General features: G+C 67.8%; 17 protein-coding genes. 3 read left to right on the top strand and 14 right to left on the bottom strand.

Annotation, left to right across the window (positions count from 1 at the left end; genetic code table 11):
- Positions 1–648, top strand: a 648-nt coding sequence (locus tag VFA16_RS00570; protein ID WP_414687604.1) for a TerC family protein, incomplete at its 5' end; no start/stop codon positions are given.
- An 8-nt stretch (positions 649–656) separates the two neighbouring features.
- On the opposite strand, the gene VFA16_RS00565 is transcribed toward VFA16_RS00570, so the two are convergent.
- A complete protein-coding gene (locus VFA16_RS00565) occupies positions 657–1,817 on the bottom strand; it encodes an acyl-CoA dehydrogenase family protein (protein WP_324965947.1) in 1,161 nt (386 codons plus the stop codon).
- Positions 1,818–1,995: 178 nt separating this feature from the next.
- On the opposite strand from VFA16_RS00565, the gene VFA16_RS00560 reads away from it, so the two are divergent.
- A complete protein-coding gene (locus VFA16_RS00560; protein ID WP_324965946.1) occupies positions 1,996–2,499 on the top strand; it encodes a hypothetical protein in 504 nt (167 codons plus the stop codon).
- Here VFA16_RS00560 and hflX read toward each other — a convergent pair.
- The 7 genes from hflX to VFA16_RS00525 form a co-directional block, all read right to left on the bottom strand.
- Positions 2,484–3,923 (bottom strand): GTPase HflX, encoded by a 1,440-nt coding sequence (gene hflX / locus VFA16_RS00555; RefSeq protein WP_324965945.1) that lies wholly within the window; start codon positions 3,921–3,923, stop codon positions 2,484–2,486. The genes VFA16_RS00560 and hflX overlap by 16 nt on opposite strands.
- Before the next feature lie 46 nt (positions 3,924–3,969).
- The gene (gene dapF / locus VFA16_RS00550) at positions 3,970–4,842 is read right to left on the bottom strand and encodes a diaminopimelate epimerase (RefSeq protein WP_324965944.1); all 873 of its coding nucleotides are present in this window, start codon (positions 4,840–4,842) and stop codon (positions 3,970–3,972) included.
- Positions 4,843–4,902: 60 nt separating this feature from the next.
- Positions 4,903–5,838 carry a tRNA (adenosine(37)-N6)-dimethylallyltransferase MiaA gene (gene miaA / locus VFA16_RS00545; protein ID WP_324965949.1) on the bottom strand — a complete coding sequence of 312 codons (936 nt, stop codon included), beginning with the start codon at positions 5,836–5,838 and terminating at the stop codon, positions 4,903–4,905.
- Complete coding sequence (locus VFA16_RS00540; protein WP_324965943.1) at positions 5,826–6,512, bottom strand: hypothetical protein; 687 nt, start codon at positions 6,510–6,512, stop codon at positions 5,826–5,828. Before VFA16_RS00540 ends, miaA begins: the two co-directional genes overlap by 13 nt.
- 10 nt (positions 6,513–6,522) lie before the next feature.
- The gene (locus VFA16_RS00535; RefSeq protein WP_324965942.1) at positions 6,523–7,437 is read right to left on the bottom strand and encodes a DMT family transporter; all 915 of its coding nucleotides are present in this window, start codon (positions 7,435–7,437) and stop codon (positions 6,523–6,525) included.
- Positions 7,438–7,529: 92 nt separating this feature from the next.
- Positions 7,530–8,456 carry a DMT family transporter gene (locus VFA16_RS00530; RefSeq protein ID WP_324965941.1) on the bottom strand — a complete coding sequence of 309 codons (927 nt, stop codon included), beginning with the start codon at positions 8,454–8,456 and terminating at the stop codon, positions 7,530–7,532.
- Positions 8,457–8,509: 53 nt separating this feature from the next.
- Positions 8,510–9,499, bottom strand: coding sequence for a DMT family transporter (locus VFA16_RS00525; RefSeq protein ID WP_324965948.1), 990 nt, complete (start codon positions 9,497–9,499; stop codon positions 8,510–8,512).
- 327 nt (positions 9,500–9,826) lie between these two features.
- On the opposite strand from VFA16_RS00525, the gene VFA16_RS00520 reads away from it, so the two are divergent.
- Positions 9,827–11,155, top strand: a complete 1,329-nt coding sequence (locus tag VFA16_RS00520; RefSeq protein WP_324965940.1) for a DUF349 domain-containing protein — start codon at positions 9,827–9,829, stop codon at positions 11,153–11,155.
- Here the strand turns inward: VFA16_RS00520 and VFA16_RS00515 are convergent.
- From VFA16_RS00515 to VFA16_RS00490, 6 genes are all read right to left on the bottom strand, one after another.
- The gene (locus tag VFA16_RS00515; protein WP_324965939.1) at positions 11,152–11,763 is read right to left on the bottom strand and encodes a hypothetical protein; all 612 of its coding nucleotides are present in this window, start codon (positions 11,761–11,763) and stop codon (positions 11,152–11,154) included. The two genes, VFA16_RS00520 and VFA16_RS00515, sit on opposite strands and share 4 nt — an antisense overlap.
- Positions 11,760–13,280 carry a tRNA (N6-isopentenyl adenosine(37)-C2)-methylthiotransferase MiaB gene (gene miaB, locus VFA16_RS00510; RefSeq protein WP_324965938.1) on the bottom strand — a complete coding sequence of 507 codons (1,521 nt, stop codon included), beginning with the start codon at positions 13,278–13,280 and terminating at the stop codon, positions 11,760–11,762. The genes VFA16_RS00515 and miaB overlap by 4 nt, the downstream gene beginning before the upstream one ends.
- 35 nt (positions 13,281–13,315) lie before the next feature.
- Complete coding sequence (gene recX / locus VFA16_RS00505) at positions 13,316–13,837, bottom strand: recombination regulator RecX (RefSeq protein WP_324965937.1); 522 nt, start codon at positions 13,835–13,837, stop codon at positions 13,316–13,318.
- Entirely contained in the window at positions 13,803–14,843 is a 1,041-nt protein-coding gene (gene recA / locus VFA16_RS00500) for a recombinase RecA (protein ID WP_324965936.1), read from the bottom strand. The genes recX and recA overlap by 35 nt, the downstream gene beginning before the upstream one ends.
- 293 nt (positions 14,844–15,136) lie before the next feature.
- Entirely contained in the window at positions 15,137–15,331 is a 195-nt protein-coding gene (locus VFA16_RS00495; RefSeq protein ID WP_324965935.1) for a DUF3046 domain-containing protein, read from the bottom strand.
- 10 nt (positions 15,332–15,341) lie between these two features.
- The coding region (locus VFA16_RS00490; RefSeq protein ID WP_324965934.1) for a glycosyltransferase at positions 15,342–15,899 on the bottom strand (558 nt) is incomplete at its 5' end.

The raw sequence follows: 15,899 nt of genomic DNA, 5'->3' as shown, positions 1-15,899 counted from the left end.
TTGTTCATCGTCGAAAGCGGCAGGCGGGTGATGACGCCGATGCTGCTGGTGATGACGGCCCTCGGCGGTACGGATCTACTGTTCGCGTTCGATTCGGTTCCGGCGCTATTCGGCCTTACCCGAAACGTGTATCTGATATTCGCTGCGACCTCGCTTTCCCTGTTGGGTCTGCGCCAGCTGTACTTCTTGATCGACGGGCTGCTCTATCGGCTGGTGTACCTGTCCTACGGGCTGGCGCTGATTCTCGCCTTTATCGGCGTGAAACTGATGCTGCAAGCGCTGCGCGAAAACAATGTTCCGTTTGTCAACGGTGGGAAATCGGTTCCGGTGGTGGAACTGAGCACCACCGTCTCGCTGACGGTGATCATCGCCATTCTGGTCGTCACGACGGTGCTGTCGTTGCTATCGGCTCGGGGCCGGGCGCAAAACGCCGTCGCGCGCGCCCGCCGCTACGCAATCGAATACCTCGACCAGCGTTACGAGTCAGATCCGGTCGAGCGGCAGAAGATCTTCGACCGGCTGCTCGACGAAGAAAGCCAAATACGTGCGCTGCCAACCAGATATCGAGAAAAGATCAGCAACGACGGCGACCTGATGCAGCTGCTGCGCCAAGCTCATCAGGCGCACGACGCGCAAAACGCGCGCTAGAGCGGACGCTAGACTCCCAGGCCGCGGCCGATGATCTCCTTCATGATCTCGGTGGTGCCGCCGTAAATGGTCTGCACCCGGGCATCGAGATACGCACGCGCGACGGGGTATTCGCGCATGTAGCCGTAGCCGCCGTGCAACTGCAGGCAGCGATCGATCAGATGCACCTGCTTTTCAGTGGAGTACCACTTGGCCATTGCGGCCTGCTCAGCGGTGAGCTTCCCGTCAAGGTGCAGGCGGATGAACTCGTCGACCATGATCCGCACCACGGTGGCCTCGGTCGCCAGCTCGGCCAGCAGAAAGCGGCTGTTCTGGAAGCTGCCGACCGGCCTGCCAAAGGCCTTGCGCTCCTTGGTGTATTGCAGAGTCTGCTCCAGCATCTCCTCCATCGCGGCGGCCGCCATGATCGCGATCGAGATCCGCTCCTGGGGCAGGTTCTGCATGAGGTAGATGAAGCCCATGCCCTCTTGGCCGAGGAGGTTCTCCACCGGAACCTCGACGTCGGTGAACGACAGCTCCGCGGTGTCCTGCGCGTCCAAGCCGATCTTGTCCAGGTGACGGCCGCGCTCGAAGCCCTCCATGCCACGCTCGACGACCAGCAACGAAAAGCCTTGCGAGCCTTGGTCGGGGTCGGTCTGCGCTACCACGATCACCAGATCGGAGTTGATTCCGTTGGTGATGAACGTCTTGGCTCCATTGAGCACGTAGTGATCGCCCTGCTTGACGGCGCGGGTTTTGATGCCTTGCAAGTCGCTGCCGGTACCGGGTTCGGTCATGGCGATCGCTGTGATCAGCTCGCCGGTGCAGAATTTCGGCAACCAACGTTGCTTCTGCTCGTCGGTGGCCAGCCGCAGCAGATACGGTGCCACGACGTCGTTGTGCAACCCGAACCCGATTCCGCTGTAGCGTCCCTTGGTCGTCTCTTCGGTGATGATGGTGTTGTAGCGGAAGTCGGGGTTGCCGCCTCCGCCATACTCCTCGGGCACCGCCATGCCGAGGAAGCCCTGCTTACCAGCCTCAAGCCAGACGCCGCGGTCGACGATCTTGGCTTTCTCCCACTCGTCGTGGTGCGGCGCGACATGGCGATCCAGGAATGCCCGGTAGGCCTCACGGAACAGTTCGTGTTCGGGCTCGAACAGCGTGCGCTCGTACTTGACAGCACTACCCATGAGGAACCTCCGGCGAATCGGACTCTGCCGCCCAACATATACCAACCGGATGGTTGGGCGGACTCCCGGTAGCACCTACCTCGATTGCCCGACTCTCCCCCTCGCCGCTGCGCGGCTGGGGGTTCCCCCGCCCCAGGCCATCCCGGCCTGCATCGTCGTCGGGCCTAGCCTGGGCAGCATGGCGGACGTGCTGCGCGTGCAGGAGCGCGGGCAGATCCTCGACTTCTCGTTCGCCGACATGCTGCGCTATGCCGGGCCCTATTCACCTGCCGGCGTGGCCACTGCCTTCAAAGCCATGCAGCGCGCGTTTGCGCTGCTATCGCCGACCGAACCGCCGCAGCGGCGTTCGGTGAGGGTGCGCACCGCGTTTCAAGGCCCGGGGGCGCGCGACGGGTTCGAAGCCGTCACCCGTGCGGTCACCGAGGACCGCTACACGATCGATCTGAACCTGGAGCGCCCGGACCGAGGCCGGAAGCTGCAGAGCTTCGTGTTCGAGCTCGGGATCGGCGACCGCTCGGCGACGCTGCTGCTGCGCGACGGCTTCGTCACCGACGAATTCATCGACCTTGCAAGCAAATCCGGCCGCGGCCCGGAGGAAGAGACCCGCCTCGACGCACTGAAGGCCGACCTAGCCCAACGCCTGCTGGGTGCTTCGGCCGAAGACGTCTACGAGGTCGTCTGACCTCCCGCCGCCGCGAACTCCTGCAGGCTGGCGGCCAGCGCCACCGGAACCCGGGCTTTGATCCGGGTGCCGTCGCTGTTGTGCTCCGCCTGCTGCACCCGCCCGTCGCTGTGCACCCGGGCCACCAGGTCGCCGCGGTGATACGGGATCACCACGTCGACTGCGGTGTCGGTCGGTGCGGCCAGCTCGGCCATCCGTCGACGCAGCGTGTCGATGCCTTCCCCGGTGCGCGCCGAGACGAACACCGCGCCCGGCAGAGCGCGACGCAACTTGGCCAGCGTCAGATCGCTGGCGGCGTCGACCTTGTTGACCACCAGCAGTTCCGGCGCGGGGTCACCGTGGTGGTCGGCGATCACCTCGGAGAGCACCTGGCGCACCGCGCTGATCTGGGCGAGCGGGTTGGCGTCGGCGCCGTCGACCACATGCACCAACAGATCGGCGTCGACGACCTCCTCCAGCGTGGAGCGAAACGCCTCGACGAGCTGGGTAGGCAGGTGGCGCACGAAACCGACGGTGTCACTGACCACGAATGGGCGGCCGTCGTCGAACTGCCCACGGCGAGTGGTGGGTTCCAGCGTCGCGAACAGCGCGTCTTGTACCAGCACCCCGGCACCGGTGAGCGCGTTGAGCAGGCTCGACTTGCCGGCATTGGTGTAGCCGACAATCGCGATCGACGGCATGTCGCTGCTCAATCGGCGGCTGCGCTGAGTGTCGCGGACCTGCTTCATGCCCTTGATGTCGCGGCGCAGCTTGGCCATCCGCTCTCGGATACGCCGTCGGTCGGTCTCGATCTTGGTCTCACCTGGACCACGCAGACCCACCCCGCCCGTGCTGCCACCGGCACGGCCACCGGCCTGCCGCGACATCGATTCACCCCAGCCTCGCAGCCGCGGCAGCATGTATTCCATTTGCGCAAGCGACACTTGGGCTTTGCCTTCCCGGCTGGTGGCGTGCTGGGCGAAGATGTCGAGGATCAGCGCGGTGCGGTCGATGACCTTGACCTTGACCGCCTTCTCCAGCGCGGTCAGCTGCGCCGGGGACAACTCACCGTCGCAAATGACGGTGTCGGCGCCTGTGGCGAGCACGACCTCGCGAAGCTCCTGCGCCTTGCCGGAGCCGATGTAGGTCGACGGGTCCGGTTTATCGCGGCGCTGGATGAGCCCTTCGAGCACTTGTGAGCCCGCGGTTTCGGCCAGGGCCGCCAACTCGGCCAGGCTGGCCTGGGCGTCCGCGGCGCTGCCCTCGGTCCACACGCCGACGAGCACGACCCGTTCCAGCCGTAGCTGGCGGTATTCGACCTCGGAGATGTCGGCGAGTTCGGTCGACAGTCCGGCGACGCGGCGCAGTGCAGAGCGGTCATCGAGGGCCAACTCGCCCGTGCTGGGCTCTGCCGCGGAGTGATGGGGAAATTCGGGATACGTCATAGGCAATTAGAGATGGTGCACGCCAAATCGACGGCGCGCATCCCAATTAACGCTGCTGGCCACGCCACCATTCCTCACTCAGCTCGCCGTGAGCGACCAGCACCGATGGCCCGCGCAGGTAGCTGGTGGCCTCGGTGACGGTGACGACGACCTCGCCGCCGGGCACCCGCACGGTCACCATGCCGGTGGCGGCACCGGTGTGCGCCAGCGCTGCGACCGCCGCAGCGACGGTTCCGGTGCCGCAGGAGCGGGTTTCGCCCACTCCCCGCTCGTGCACCCGCATCCAGACTGCGCCGTCGTCGGGTGCGGTGAGAATTTCGACGTTGACCCCTTCCGGGAACTGCGTCTGGTCGAAGCTGACGGGCGCGCCAACATCAAGAGCCGCCAACGTCTCCGGCGTCAGGCCCGGGTCCAGGCAGGCCAGATGCGGGTTGCCGACGTCGACCGCCAGGCCGGTGAACAGCCGACCACCGACGACCGCCTCCCCCGGGCCGAGCCGGTTGGCCTTGCCCATGTCGACGGTGGTGTCGGCGGTGGCCGGGCCGACCTGGTGCACGGTGACCGGCCGAGCCCCCGCCAGCGACCCGACGACGAATTCGTCGCGCTGCTCGAGCCCGCTGGCCCGGAGGTAGTGCGCGAACACCCGCGCACCGTTGCCGCACATCTGCGCGATCGAGCCGTCGGCGTTGCGGTAGTCCATGTACCAGTCGTCGCCGTCGACGCCGTCGGGCAGGCGGTCCAGTACGCCGGCGCTCTGGGCGGCGGCCGCGGTGGTGACACGCAGCACCCCGTCGGCGCCCAGCCCGCGGCGCCGGTCGCACAGCGCGGCCACCGCCTCGGGCTTCAGGGTCAGCTTCGCGTCCAGGTCACGCAGCAGCACGAAATCGTTCTGCGTGCCGTGGCCTTTGGCGAAGATCATGCGCGCCACTCCTCGATCCCGGCTGCGCCGGCATCAGCGTCGTCGGCGCGGATCACCTGCTCAGGATACGTGCCGCCAGGCCCGCAGCACCGCGTCGACGATGTCGTTCCTCTCTGGCGTGGCGGCGTCGAGCCAGTGAATGCGGTGGTCGCGGCGAAACCACGACCGCTGCCGCCGCACATAGCGGCGGGTGCCGATGAAGGTCTGCCGGCGGGCGTCGTCGAGCAATTCCGGTGTCCCGCCGGCGTCGAGGGCGGCGATCACCTGTGCGTAGCCGAGCGCACGTGAAGCGGTCACACCGTCGCGCAGGCCTTGGCCCAGTAATCCGGTCACTTCCTCGACGAGACCCTGCTCGAACATGGTGTCGGTGCGCCGGGCCAGCCGCTCGTCGAGAACCGCAGTGTCGCAATCCAATCCGACGATGGCGGTGTCCCAGCGTGGCGCGCCGATGGCCGGTGCCGATGCGCTGAACGGCTGCCCGGTGAGCTCGACCACTTCCAGCGCCCGCACGATGCGCCGGCCGTCGGTGGGCAGGATCGACTCCGCGGCAGCTCGGTCGCGGCTGGCCAGCTCGGCGTGCAGCCTGGCCGCGCCGACCTCGGCGAGCTGCCGCTCCCATTTGGCGCGCACCGCTGCGTCGGTGGCCGGGAACGCCCAGTCGTCGAGCAGCGACTGGATGTAAAGCATCGACCCGCCCACCACGATCGGCGCCGCGCCGCGGGCGGCGATCGCCTCGACGTCGGCGGCGGCTGCCTGCTGGTAGCGGGCGACGGTCGCGGTCTCGGTGACGTCGAGGACGTCGAGCTGGTGATGCGGGATTCCGCGGCGCTCGGCGACAGGCAGTTTGGCGGTGCCGATGTCCATGCCGCGGTAGAGCTGCATCGCGTCGGCGTTGACGATTTCGCCGCCGAGCCGCTCGGCGAGGTCGAGCGCCAGCTGCGATTTGCCGGTGCCGGTGGGACCGACGATCGCCAGCGGTCTGGTCACGGCTGCCAGATGCCGGCGAAATAGCCCACCCCGTAGGGCGCTCCGCGGTAGAGCTCCTTGGCTGATCGCGGCGCCGGCTCGGCGAGCCCGGCCAGCACCTGAAATGGCACGCGGCCGACGACCTGGGCCGGCAGCCCGGCCAAGGCCGCCAGATCACCGCAGGCCAGCGCGTCGTCCAAGGCGAGTTGAACCTGAGTGTCGTTGGGGTCGTAGCCGCCGGGGGCCGCGGCGGTGAGGGTATTCGCGCCGTCGGCGATGATCAGCACCCCGGTGGGCTCGGCCAACTGGTCGATCTCGGCGCGCAGTTGCCGGCCTCGGGCCAACGCGGAATCGACGTGGTGGTCGGCGGCGTAGACCCGCACCTCGGCCGACGCCTCGGGCTGGGCCTGTTCCCGCACCCACGCGGTCATCAGGGCAGACAGCGGCAAGTCGGCGGGCGGCCCAGCACGGCTGGGCGTCAGCCGCACCGGCAACTCGACGCCGAAGCCGGCGAAGGTGCCGATGTTGTCGGGCCCGAGCACGCTGTCCGTGCGCCCGGTGCCGACAGCAATCCAGCGCGGCGGCAGCGAGGCAGCAGCGGCGATCACCGCCTCGCGCAGGTCAGCTATCTCGTCGGCGGCTGCTCCGGCGAGTTGTGGGACCAGCACGGGTGCGGACGGGATGATCGCGATGGCGCCCAGCACACCACCAAAACTAACGTCCCGGCGACATCGCGGGTTGGCGGGTGGCCGCGATGCCGTCGCTGCGGCCGAGCGCCGCGGTAGCCGCTTCGTCGCGGGCCAGGGCCACCGTCGCGGCAAGCATCACCACTACCGCGACTGCCAAGGTTGACCAGCCCGCTTGGCCCGGCCGCAGGACTTCGCCGAGCATCGCGATGCCAAGCACCGAACCCAGCAGCGGCTGGCAGACCGTCAGCGTCGGCAGCGAGGCGGTCAGCGCGCCGGCGCGAAACGACGACTGCTGCCACACCGTCGCGCCCAATGCGGCCAGCATCCAGCCGTAGAACTCCGGCGCCCGCAACAGCGCTCCGAGGCCGCCGCCGAGGACCCCGATCACCCCTTTGGTCAACACCGCAAACAGCGCCCAGGATAAAGCCGAGGCGATTGCCAGCAGCACTGCGACGACGGGACCGGAGCGCCTGCGCGCCGCCACCAAGCAGAACACCAACGCCGGTCCGATCACGACAAGCGTGACGGCCCAGGTAGTTATCGAGGCCCGCGCGTGACCCGCCGAGGGATGGCCGATGGTGACGACAACCGCGACGGCACCGGCCAGCAACGCCGCCCACGTCCACTCCCGCCTGGTCATTCTGCGGTGATTCACGCGGGCGTTGATCGGCAAGGCGAACAGCAACGCCGTCACCAGCAATGCCTGCACCAACAGCACCGATCCCAGGCCCAACGCCGCGGCTTGCAGGCCGAAGCCGATTGCGCCGACCAGACTTCCCACCCACCACCAGGGGTATCGCAGCAGCCTGGCGAACAACCCCACGTGACCGACCGGTTTGTCGGTGACCTGCCGCGCGGCGCGCTGATGGATCACGTTGCCGATCGCGATGAACACCGCAGCGCTCAAGGCCAGCAGCGCGGCGATATCCGCCTTCGGCATGGCTGACCTCCCACCGACTTCTCTCGGCATATCAACTGTGGCATGAACATGATGCGGGGCGCGGCAACGACGTGCGGCGCGCCGGGAAACCGTCAGCCGCTCAGGTGTTCCGACGACGCCTTCGGCTCGTCGCCGACGATCACGTCACGGCCCGCGCCGGCCGCCATCGTGGCGGCCTCGCCGCGCGCCAGAGCCACCGTCGCGACCATCACCAAAACAACGGCCGAGAGGAGCACCACCCACTCGAGGCCGTCGGCGCGCAAACTCTCGCCCAGCACGGTGACTCCGAGCACCGTGGCCACGATGGGCTTTGCCACGGTAATCGTCGGCAGTGAAGCCGTCAGGGCACCGGCGCGAAAGGCCGACTGCTGAAAGACCATCGCGACCAACGCCGCGAGGATCCAGGCGTAGAGCTCCGGAGTTCGCAACAGCTCACCGGCGCCGTGTTCCAGCCGATCGACAATGCCCTTGGTCAGCACCGCGAACAGCGCCAAGGACGAACCCGACACCACCGCAAGCAGTACCGCCGCGGCCGGACGGTTCGACCACATCTGTGCGCCCACCACGCACAACGCCAACGCCGGCCCCATCACGAGTGCCACCACGAGCCAGGCTTCCGGCGCGCCGTGGGAGTAGCCGGCCGTCGGATCCCCGACCGCGACGACTACCGCCAACGCCGCCGCCAGCAATAATGCCCACATCCACTCCCGGCCGGTTATCCGATGACCGGTCACCCACGCGTAGATCGGTAACGCGAACAGAATGACCGTCACCTGCAGGGCCGTCACCAGCATGACCGAGCCCTTGTCGAGCGCCGCAGCAATCAGACAGTAACTGGCGATGTCACCCAACCCGCCCAGCCACCAACGGATGTCGCGCACCAACATGCCGAACAACGCCAAGTGGCCGACGGGTTTGTCGGTGATCACCTGCGCGCACCGCTGACGCACCACACTGCCGATCGCGGCCGCCAGTGCAGCGCACAATGCGAGCAGCGTCGCAATATCGGTGTTCGACACGGGTGACCTCCTCGCCGACGTCCGGCCCGGAAGCCGTCACGCTCACTGACTGTTCAACTACTGTTCCCCGACCGGCCCAGGAACACTCTATTGCCCTCGCCACTCTCAGCAACTGCCGCCGCCAAGCCGGAACCAGCCGCTGCCAACTCGCTGTCCCACGACGCCGCGGGATGCGCTTCGGCGCCGGCGGCCATCGTGGCCGCCTCGCCGCGGGCCAGGGCCGCGGTCGCCGCGAGTATCACGAGCACTGCCGCGACGAGCACCACCATCTCGGGTCCGGGGGTCTGCAAGGTTTCACCGAGCACGACGACGCCCAGGACAGACGCCACCACCGGCTCCGCCACGGTCATCGTCGGCAACGAGGCCGTCAGTGCGCTGGCCCGGAACGACGACTGCTGAAACACCGTGCCGACCAGCGCCGCCAGCAGCCAGGCGTACAGCTCCGGCGCGCGCAGCACCGCTCCCAACCCCTGTTCGAGCACCTCGACTATGCCCTTGGTCAACACCGCGAACAGCGCCCACGCCGACGCCGAGACCACCGCCAGCAGTACTGCAGCCACCGCTCCTGAGCAGATCCGTGCCCCCAGCACACACAGCACCAAAAGCGGCGCCATCACCGCGGCCACCACGGTCCACATGTAGGCCGACCCGCGCTGCACGCCGGCGGTCGGATCACCGACGATGACGAAGACCGCGACCGCACCGGCCACCAACGCCGCCCACAGCCACTCCCTGCGGGTGACCCGATACCCGGTCAGCTTGGCATTGATCGGCAACGCGAACAGCAGCGCGGTCACCTGCAACGCCTGGACCAATACCACCGAACCGAGCCCCAAGGCCACAGCTTGCAAGCCGAAACTGGCTGCTGCCGCCACGCCGCCCAGCCACCAGCGAACGTCGCGCAGCGACATGCGGAACAGCTCCCAGTGCCCCACCGGTTCGTCGGTGATCTCCTGCGCGGACCGCTGGCGAATCACGTCCCCCGCTCCGGATATCAGTGCGGCAACCAGGGCGAGCAGCACCGCGATATCCACCCTCGCGATGGGTGACCCCCTTAACTTGTCGTAGCCTGAGGCCGTTGCGAGCCTTGCCGTTCGCCTAACCGATTCGCGAAGACTCCATTGTGCTCGCGACGCCGCGACAGCGGAACAACATCAACATCGCGTGTCACATCTTTCCCACGACGGCCGGCTGGACTGAATAGCACACCGCCGAGGCGGGCAACCAATCGTGCGCGCGTGTTTTCGGTCAAGCTGCTTCAATAAAGTTGGGACCGGTCGACAGCACCGTTCCCCGAGTTGCAGCTGATGGCGCCGCGATGCGCGGCAGGTGCGCGGAGCAATCCGTGCGAAGGGTGGTGACGGTAGCGCATGACGGCTGAAGGACCCCGCAGCAACGAATCGCCCCGTCCGGCTCCCCGCCCGGGGCCGCGTCCCGGACCGCGACCGACACCCCGACCCGCCCCGCACCCGACTCCGGTAACACCCGGCAGCGACCCGCACCGGTTCGGCCGTGTCGACGACGACGGCACCGTGTGGCTGGTCACTGCCAGCGGCGAGCGCGTCATCGGCTCCTGGCAGGCTGGCGACCCCGAAGCAGCGTTCGCCCACTTCGGCCGGCGTTTCGACGATTTGAGCACCGAAGTGGCGTTGCTAGAGGAACGGCTAGCCTCGGGCACCGGCGATGCCCGCAAGATCAAGGCCACCGCGGCGGCCCTCACCGAGTCGTTGCCCACGGCGAACGTGCTCGGCGACGTGGACGCGTTGGCAGCCCGGTTGACCGCGATCCGGGAGCAAGCCGAGTCCGTCGCCGCCGCCGAGCGTGCGCGCCGCGATGAGCATCGCGCCGCGCAGACCGCGCGCAAAGAGGCGCTGGCGGCGGAAGCCGAAGAGTTGGCCGCCAACTCGACGCAGTGGAAAGCGGCCGGCGACCGGCTGCGGGCCATCCTCGAGGAATGGAAGACAATCACTGGGCTGGACCGGAAAACCGACGACGCGCTGTGGAAGCGGTATGCCGCGGCCCGCGAAACCTTCAACCGCCGGCGGGGAGCGCACTTCGCCGAGCTGGACCGGGAGCGTTCCGTAGCCCGCGACGCCAAGGAGCGGCTCTGTGAGCGCGCCGAAGCACTCGCCGAGTCGACGGACTGGGGCGCCACTACCGCCGAATTCCGCAAGCTGCTGACGGAGTGGAAGGCGGCGGGACGGGCGGCGCGCGATGTCGACGACGCGCTGTGGCGCCGCTTCAAAGCCGCCCAGGACACGTTCTTCAAGGCACGCAATGCCGCAACCGCCGAGCGGGACGCCGAACTGCGCGCCAACGCCGCCGCCAAAGAGTCGCTGCTGGCTGAGGCCGAAAAGCTGGACACCAGTAACCACGACGCCGCCAGGGCCGCGCTGCGGTCGATCACCGAGCGGTGGGATGCGATCGGCAAGGTGCCGCGAGAGCGATCCGCCGAGTTGGAGCGGCGGCTCCGGGCGGTGGAGAAGAAGGTGCGCGACGCTGCCGAGTCGGGCTGGGCGGATCCCCAGGCGCAGGCCCGCGCTGAGCAATTTCGCGCCCGTGCTGAGCAATTGGAACGCCAGGCCCAAAAAGCCGAGGCTGCAGGGCGCACCAAGGAAGCCGACGAGGCCAAAGCGAGCGCCGAGCAGTGGCGGCAGTGGGCTGAGGCCGCGGCTGACGCCCTGACCCGCAAACCTTAAGGCTGCTCGCGTCCGGAGTCTGGCGGTTTCTTCTCGTCGTGGTTGTCCAGGCTTTCCAGCAGCGTTTTGGACTGCTGACGCGCAGCGGCGCGGCGGCGCTGCTCCTCGGCGGCAAGCTGAACGATGGTGCGCGACCACACGACGCGCGCCCAGTGAAAGGTCAGCACGATCACGGTGATCCACGCGACGATGAGCCCCACACCGGGCCCTGGGTGACCCGCTGACACGGTTTGCCGCGACCAGACCGCCAGCAGCCCGACCGCGCTGGCGACCGCCGAGCCCGCCAGCGCTACCCAGGCCAGCGCCCAGCGCCGGGTCACCAACGCCAGCATCGAGAACCCGACGCCGAATACCAGTGTGAGCCAGCCGAACACCCGCGACGGCAGCGCCAGGGCTGCAGCGGCCGCGCCGTGGCTGGCGAAGAGCACGTCCCATCCGCGGACATCGCCGGTGTGCGGCAGCATGAACGAGCCCAGCAGCACGAACACCAGGATCGCGACGACGAAACCTCGTACGCCGGGGTCGATCTCACGCGCAATGCGACGCTCGGCGTCCTCGATGTCGGACCGGAAGGCGTCGAACTCTCCCGAGTGCTCCCCGTCGTTCATCGGCTGCAACCGACGGGTTCGATGGAAGGCGCTGGCCGTCCCATGGCGGGCATACCGAGACCCACGCCGCCGGGGCGCTGCTCGTACATATCACCGGCGCGGGTGCGGCGATGCGAGACGATGCCCGCGTCGGCGAGGAGGTGGTGCGGCGCAGCGCCGGTGACCACAGTGGTGACAATGTCGCCGGGACGCACCCGCTGTCCGCCCGGTGCAAAGTGCACCAGCCGGCCGTCGCGGGCCCGCCCGCTCATCCGCTCGGTGCGACTGTCCTTGCGGCCTTCGCCGAAGGCAACGAGCAGTTCGACAGTGTTGCCGATCTGGGCCCGGTTCTCCTCCAGCGCGATCTGCTCCTGCACGGCCACCAGCCGTTGGTACCGGTCTTGCACAACGTCTTTGGGTGGCTGACCGTCGAGCTCCGCAGCCGGGGTGCCGGGGCGTTTGGAGTACTGGAAGGTGAAGGCGCCTGCGAACCTGACCCGCCGCATCACCTCCAGAGTCGCGGCGAAGTCCTCCTCGGTTTCACCTGGAAAGCCGACGATCACGTCGGTGGTGATGGCGGCGTGCGGCATCGCCGCACGAACCCGGTCGATGATGCCGAGATAGCGCTCGGCGCGGTAGGAGCGCCGCATCGCCCGCAAAATCCGGTCGGAGCCCGACTGCAGCGGCATGTGCAGGGTCGGGCAGACGTTGGGCGTTTCGGCCATCGCCTCGATGACGTCGTCGGTGAATTCCGCTGGATGCGGTGAAGTGAACCGGACCCGTTCGAGGCCCTCGATGCGTCCGCAGGCACGCAGCAGCTCGGCGAATGCGCCGCGGTTGCGGGGCAACCTCGGGTCAGCGAACGAGACCCCGTAGGCGTTGACGTTCTGGCCCAGCAGGGTGACTTCGAGCACGCCGGCGTCAACTAGCGACTGCACCTCGGCGAGGATGTCGGCCGGGCTGCGGTCGACCTCCTTTCCCCGCAGCGACGGCACGATGCAGAACGTGCAGCTGTTGTTGCAGCCGACGGAGATGGAAACCCAAGCTGCATAAGCTGATTCGCGAGCAGCCGGCAACGTGGACGGGAAAACCTGCAACGCCTCGACAATTTCGACCTGCGCCACCTTGTTGTGACGCGCCCGCTCCAGCAGGGTGGGCAGCGACCCGATGTTGTGGGTGCCGAAGACGACATCGACCCACGGCGCCTTGTGCAACAGCGCGTCTCGGTCCTTCTGCGCCAGGCAGCCGCCGACCGCGATCTGCATGTCGGGGTTGTGCCGCTTGCGCGGGGCAAGGTGACTGAGGTTGCCGTACAGCTTGTTGTCGGCGTTCTCCCGGACGGCGCAGGTGTTGAAGACCACCACGTCGGCGTCGGCGCCCTCGGGCGCCCGCAGGTAGCCGGCGGCTTCCAGCAAGCCCGCCAACCGCTCGGAATCGTGGACGTTCATCTGGCAGCCGTAAGTGCGCACTTGGTAGGTACGCGCCGACCCCGACACGGGCCCGCTCGCGCCCGCCGCGTTCACCGCCGTCGAAGTCACGGGCCCATGGTACGGCGGCTGGAGCTGGACCTCGGCTACACCCGTCGACGCTCGCGCTCGGCGGCCAGCTCGGCGCTGACCACGTCGTAGGCCAAGGTTTGGTCGTAGCCGCGACGCACCAGCATCGCGGCCAACCGCCGGCTCACCCGCGCATCGTCGTCGGCCAAGGCCTCGCGCCGCAGCCTGGCCCGCACTAGCTGCTCAGCCCGCTCGCGCTCCACACCCGCGTCGATTCCGCCCAGGACCGTAGTGATCACGTCGTTGTCGACGCCCTTGGCATGCAGCTCAGCGGCCAACGCGCGCTTGCCTTTTCCGGCGTTGGCTCGCCGGGAATGAACCCAGTTTTCGGCGAAGCCAGTGTCGTCGACCAGTCCGACGGCGGACAACCGGTCCAGCACCCGGTCGCTGATGTCAACCGGATAGCCCCGCCTGGCGAGCTGGCCGGCCAGCTCGGCGCGGGTACGGGACCGCGCGGTGAGCAGACGCAGGCACAATGCCCGCGCCTGCTCTTCGCGAGACGGCTCAGAAATCGACGGGTGCGGGCAAGACGTCGTCATCGGTCACCACTGCGCCAATGCCGAGCTTTTCCTTGATCTTCTTTTCGATCTCGTTGGCCACGTCGGTGTTCTCCATCAGAAACGCGCGGGCATTCTCCTTGCCCTGCCCGAGCTGCTCGCCCTCATAGGTGAACCAGGAGCCGGACTTGCGGATGAAGCCCTGGTCCACGCCCATGTCGATCAGCGAGCCTTCCCGGCTGATGCCTTTGCCGTAGAGGATGTCGAACTCGGCCTGCTTGAACGGTGGCGAAACCTTGTTCTTGACGACCTTGACCCGGGTGCGGTTGCCTACCGCGTCGGTGCCGTCCTTGAGCGTCTCGATCCGCCTGACGTCTAGGCGAACTGAAGAGTAGAACTTCAATGCCTTTCCGCCTGTGGTTGTTTCGGGAGAGCCGAACATCACGCCGACCTTCTCCCGTAGCTGGTTGATGAATATCGCTGTGGTGCCCGAATTGCTCAGTGCACCAGTCATTTTCCGCATCGCCTGGCTCATCAGCCGGGCCTGCAGGCCGACGTGGCTGTCACCCATCTCGCCTTCGATTTCGGCACGAGGCACCAGCGCGGCCACCGAGTCGACGACCAAAATGTCCAGCGCGCCGGAGCGGATCAGCATGTCGGCGATCTCGAGCGCCTGTTCACCGGTGTCGGGCTGGCTGACCAGCAGCGAATCGGTGTCCACACCCAGCCTCTTGGCGTACTCGGGATCCAGCGCGTGCTCGGCGTCGATGAACGCCGCGATGCCGCCTGCGGCTTGGGCGTTGGCCACCGCATGCAGCGCGACGGTGGTCTTACCCGAGGATTCCGGGCCGTAGATCTCCACGATCCGTCCGCGCGGCAGACCGCCGATGCCCAGCGCCACGTCCAGTGCGATGGATCCAGTCGGGATGACCGAGATCGGTTGACGCACCTCGTCGCCGAGGCGCATCACCGAACCTTTGCCATAACTCTTCTCGATCTGGGCCATCGCCAGCTCGAGAGCTTTCTCCCGGTCCGGGGCTTGCGTCATGATGATGCCTCTCCTGTAGTCGGTGTTCGGTTGACCGGTATTGGTCAGTGGCCGTGACGCTAGAACAGCCCACCGACAAGTCGACGTCTTCGTACGCTGACCACAGTAACGAACGTGTGTTCGACAGCAAGTAGGCGCGCCGAGGCGCGCTAGAAGCAGGTGCCGAGCCTGCGGTGACAGCATCGAGCTTGCGGTGACGGCGCGCCTGCCGCCGAACCGAGAGCTGTACGTGCGGTCTCGGCACCGTAGACGCAGACTCGATCAACGAAGCGTTATAGCCGCCGACGCAAGCCTCACCACTGCTCGCGCGGAACGTCGAAGTCGACGCACAACGCCCGCCATACATCCCGCGGGTCCACGCCGTCCTCGATCGCCTGGGCGGCGGTGCGCCCACCGAGGGCGGTAATCACATGGTCAACCAACACCGAGGCCCCATAGGCGGCGCCGAAGCGCAGCGTGACCAGCTCGTGAAACTCCGTCAACCGCACATTCGTCAAACTACCCAGCCAGCGCTTGATGACACACCCGCACCGGATCGGCGACGTGAGCCATGCCGGCTGCGGCCTGTTGCGCCGCCTCGCGGTAACGCGGCGACGACAGCACCTCAGCCACCGCAGCCACCAACCCCTCGTCGGTCAACGGCCGAACCACGAGCCCGCTGCCCTGGCGCGCGACACGATTAGCGATCTCCCACTGATCCCCGCCGCCGGGCACCGTCACCAGCGGCACGCCCGCCAGTAGCGCCTTCGCCACCATCCCATGCCCGCCGCCGCACACCACGACGTCGGCGTGCGCCAGCAGTTCGTCCTGGCGTCCCAGGCCGACGACGGCCCATGGCGGCGCCGTCAGGTCCGGTCCGTTGAGCCGCGACACCACGACCCGCGCGCCGGCAGGCAAACCGCTACCGGGAACCAGGCAGTCCAATGCGACCTGTGCCATCCCCCGCGCACCGGTCAGCGCCGTCGACGGCGCGATCACCACCACCGGTCCAGAGCCGGGCGGGATCGGCAGCACATGATGGGTCGGCTCGAAGTGCAACGGGCCCACAACAACGGC

Origin of the sequence: Mycobacterium sp. (assembly GCF_035653355.1) — a bacterium.
Taxonomy (GTDB): Bacteria; Actinomycetota; Actinomycetes; order Mycobacteriales; family Mycobacteriaceae; genus Mycobacterium.
Note: the sequence above shows the minus strand (reverse complement) of the source record. Positions and strands in the feature narration are given on the sequence as shown.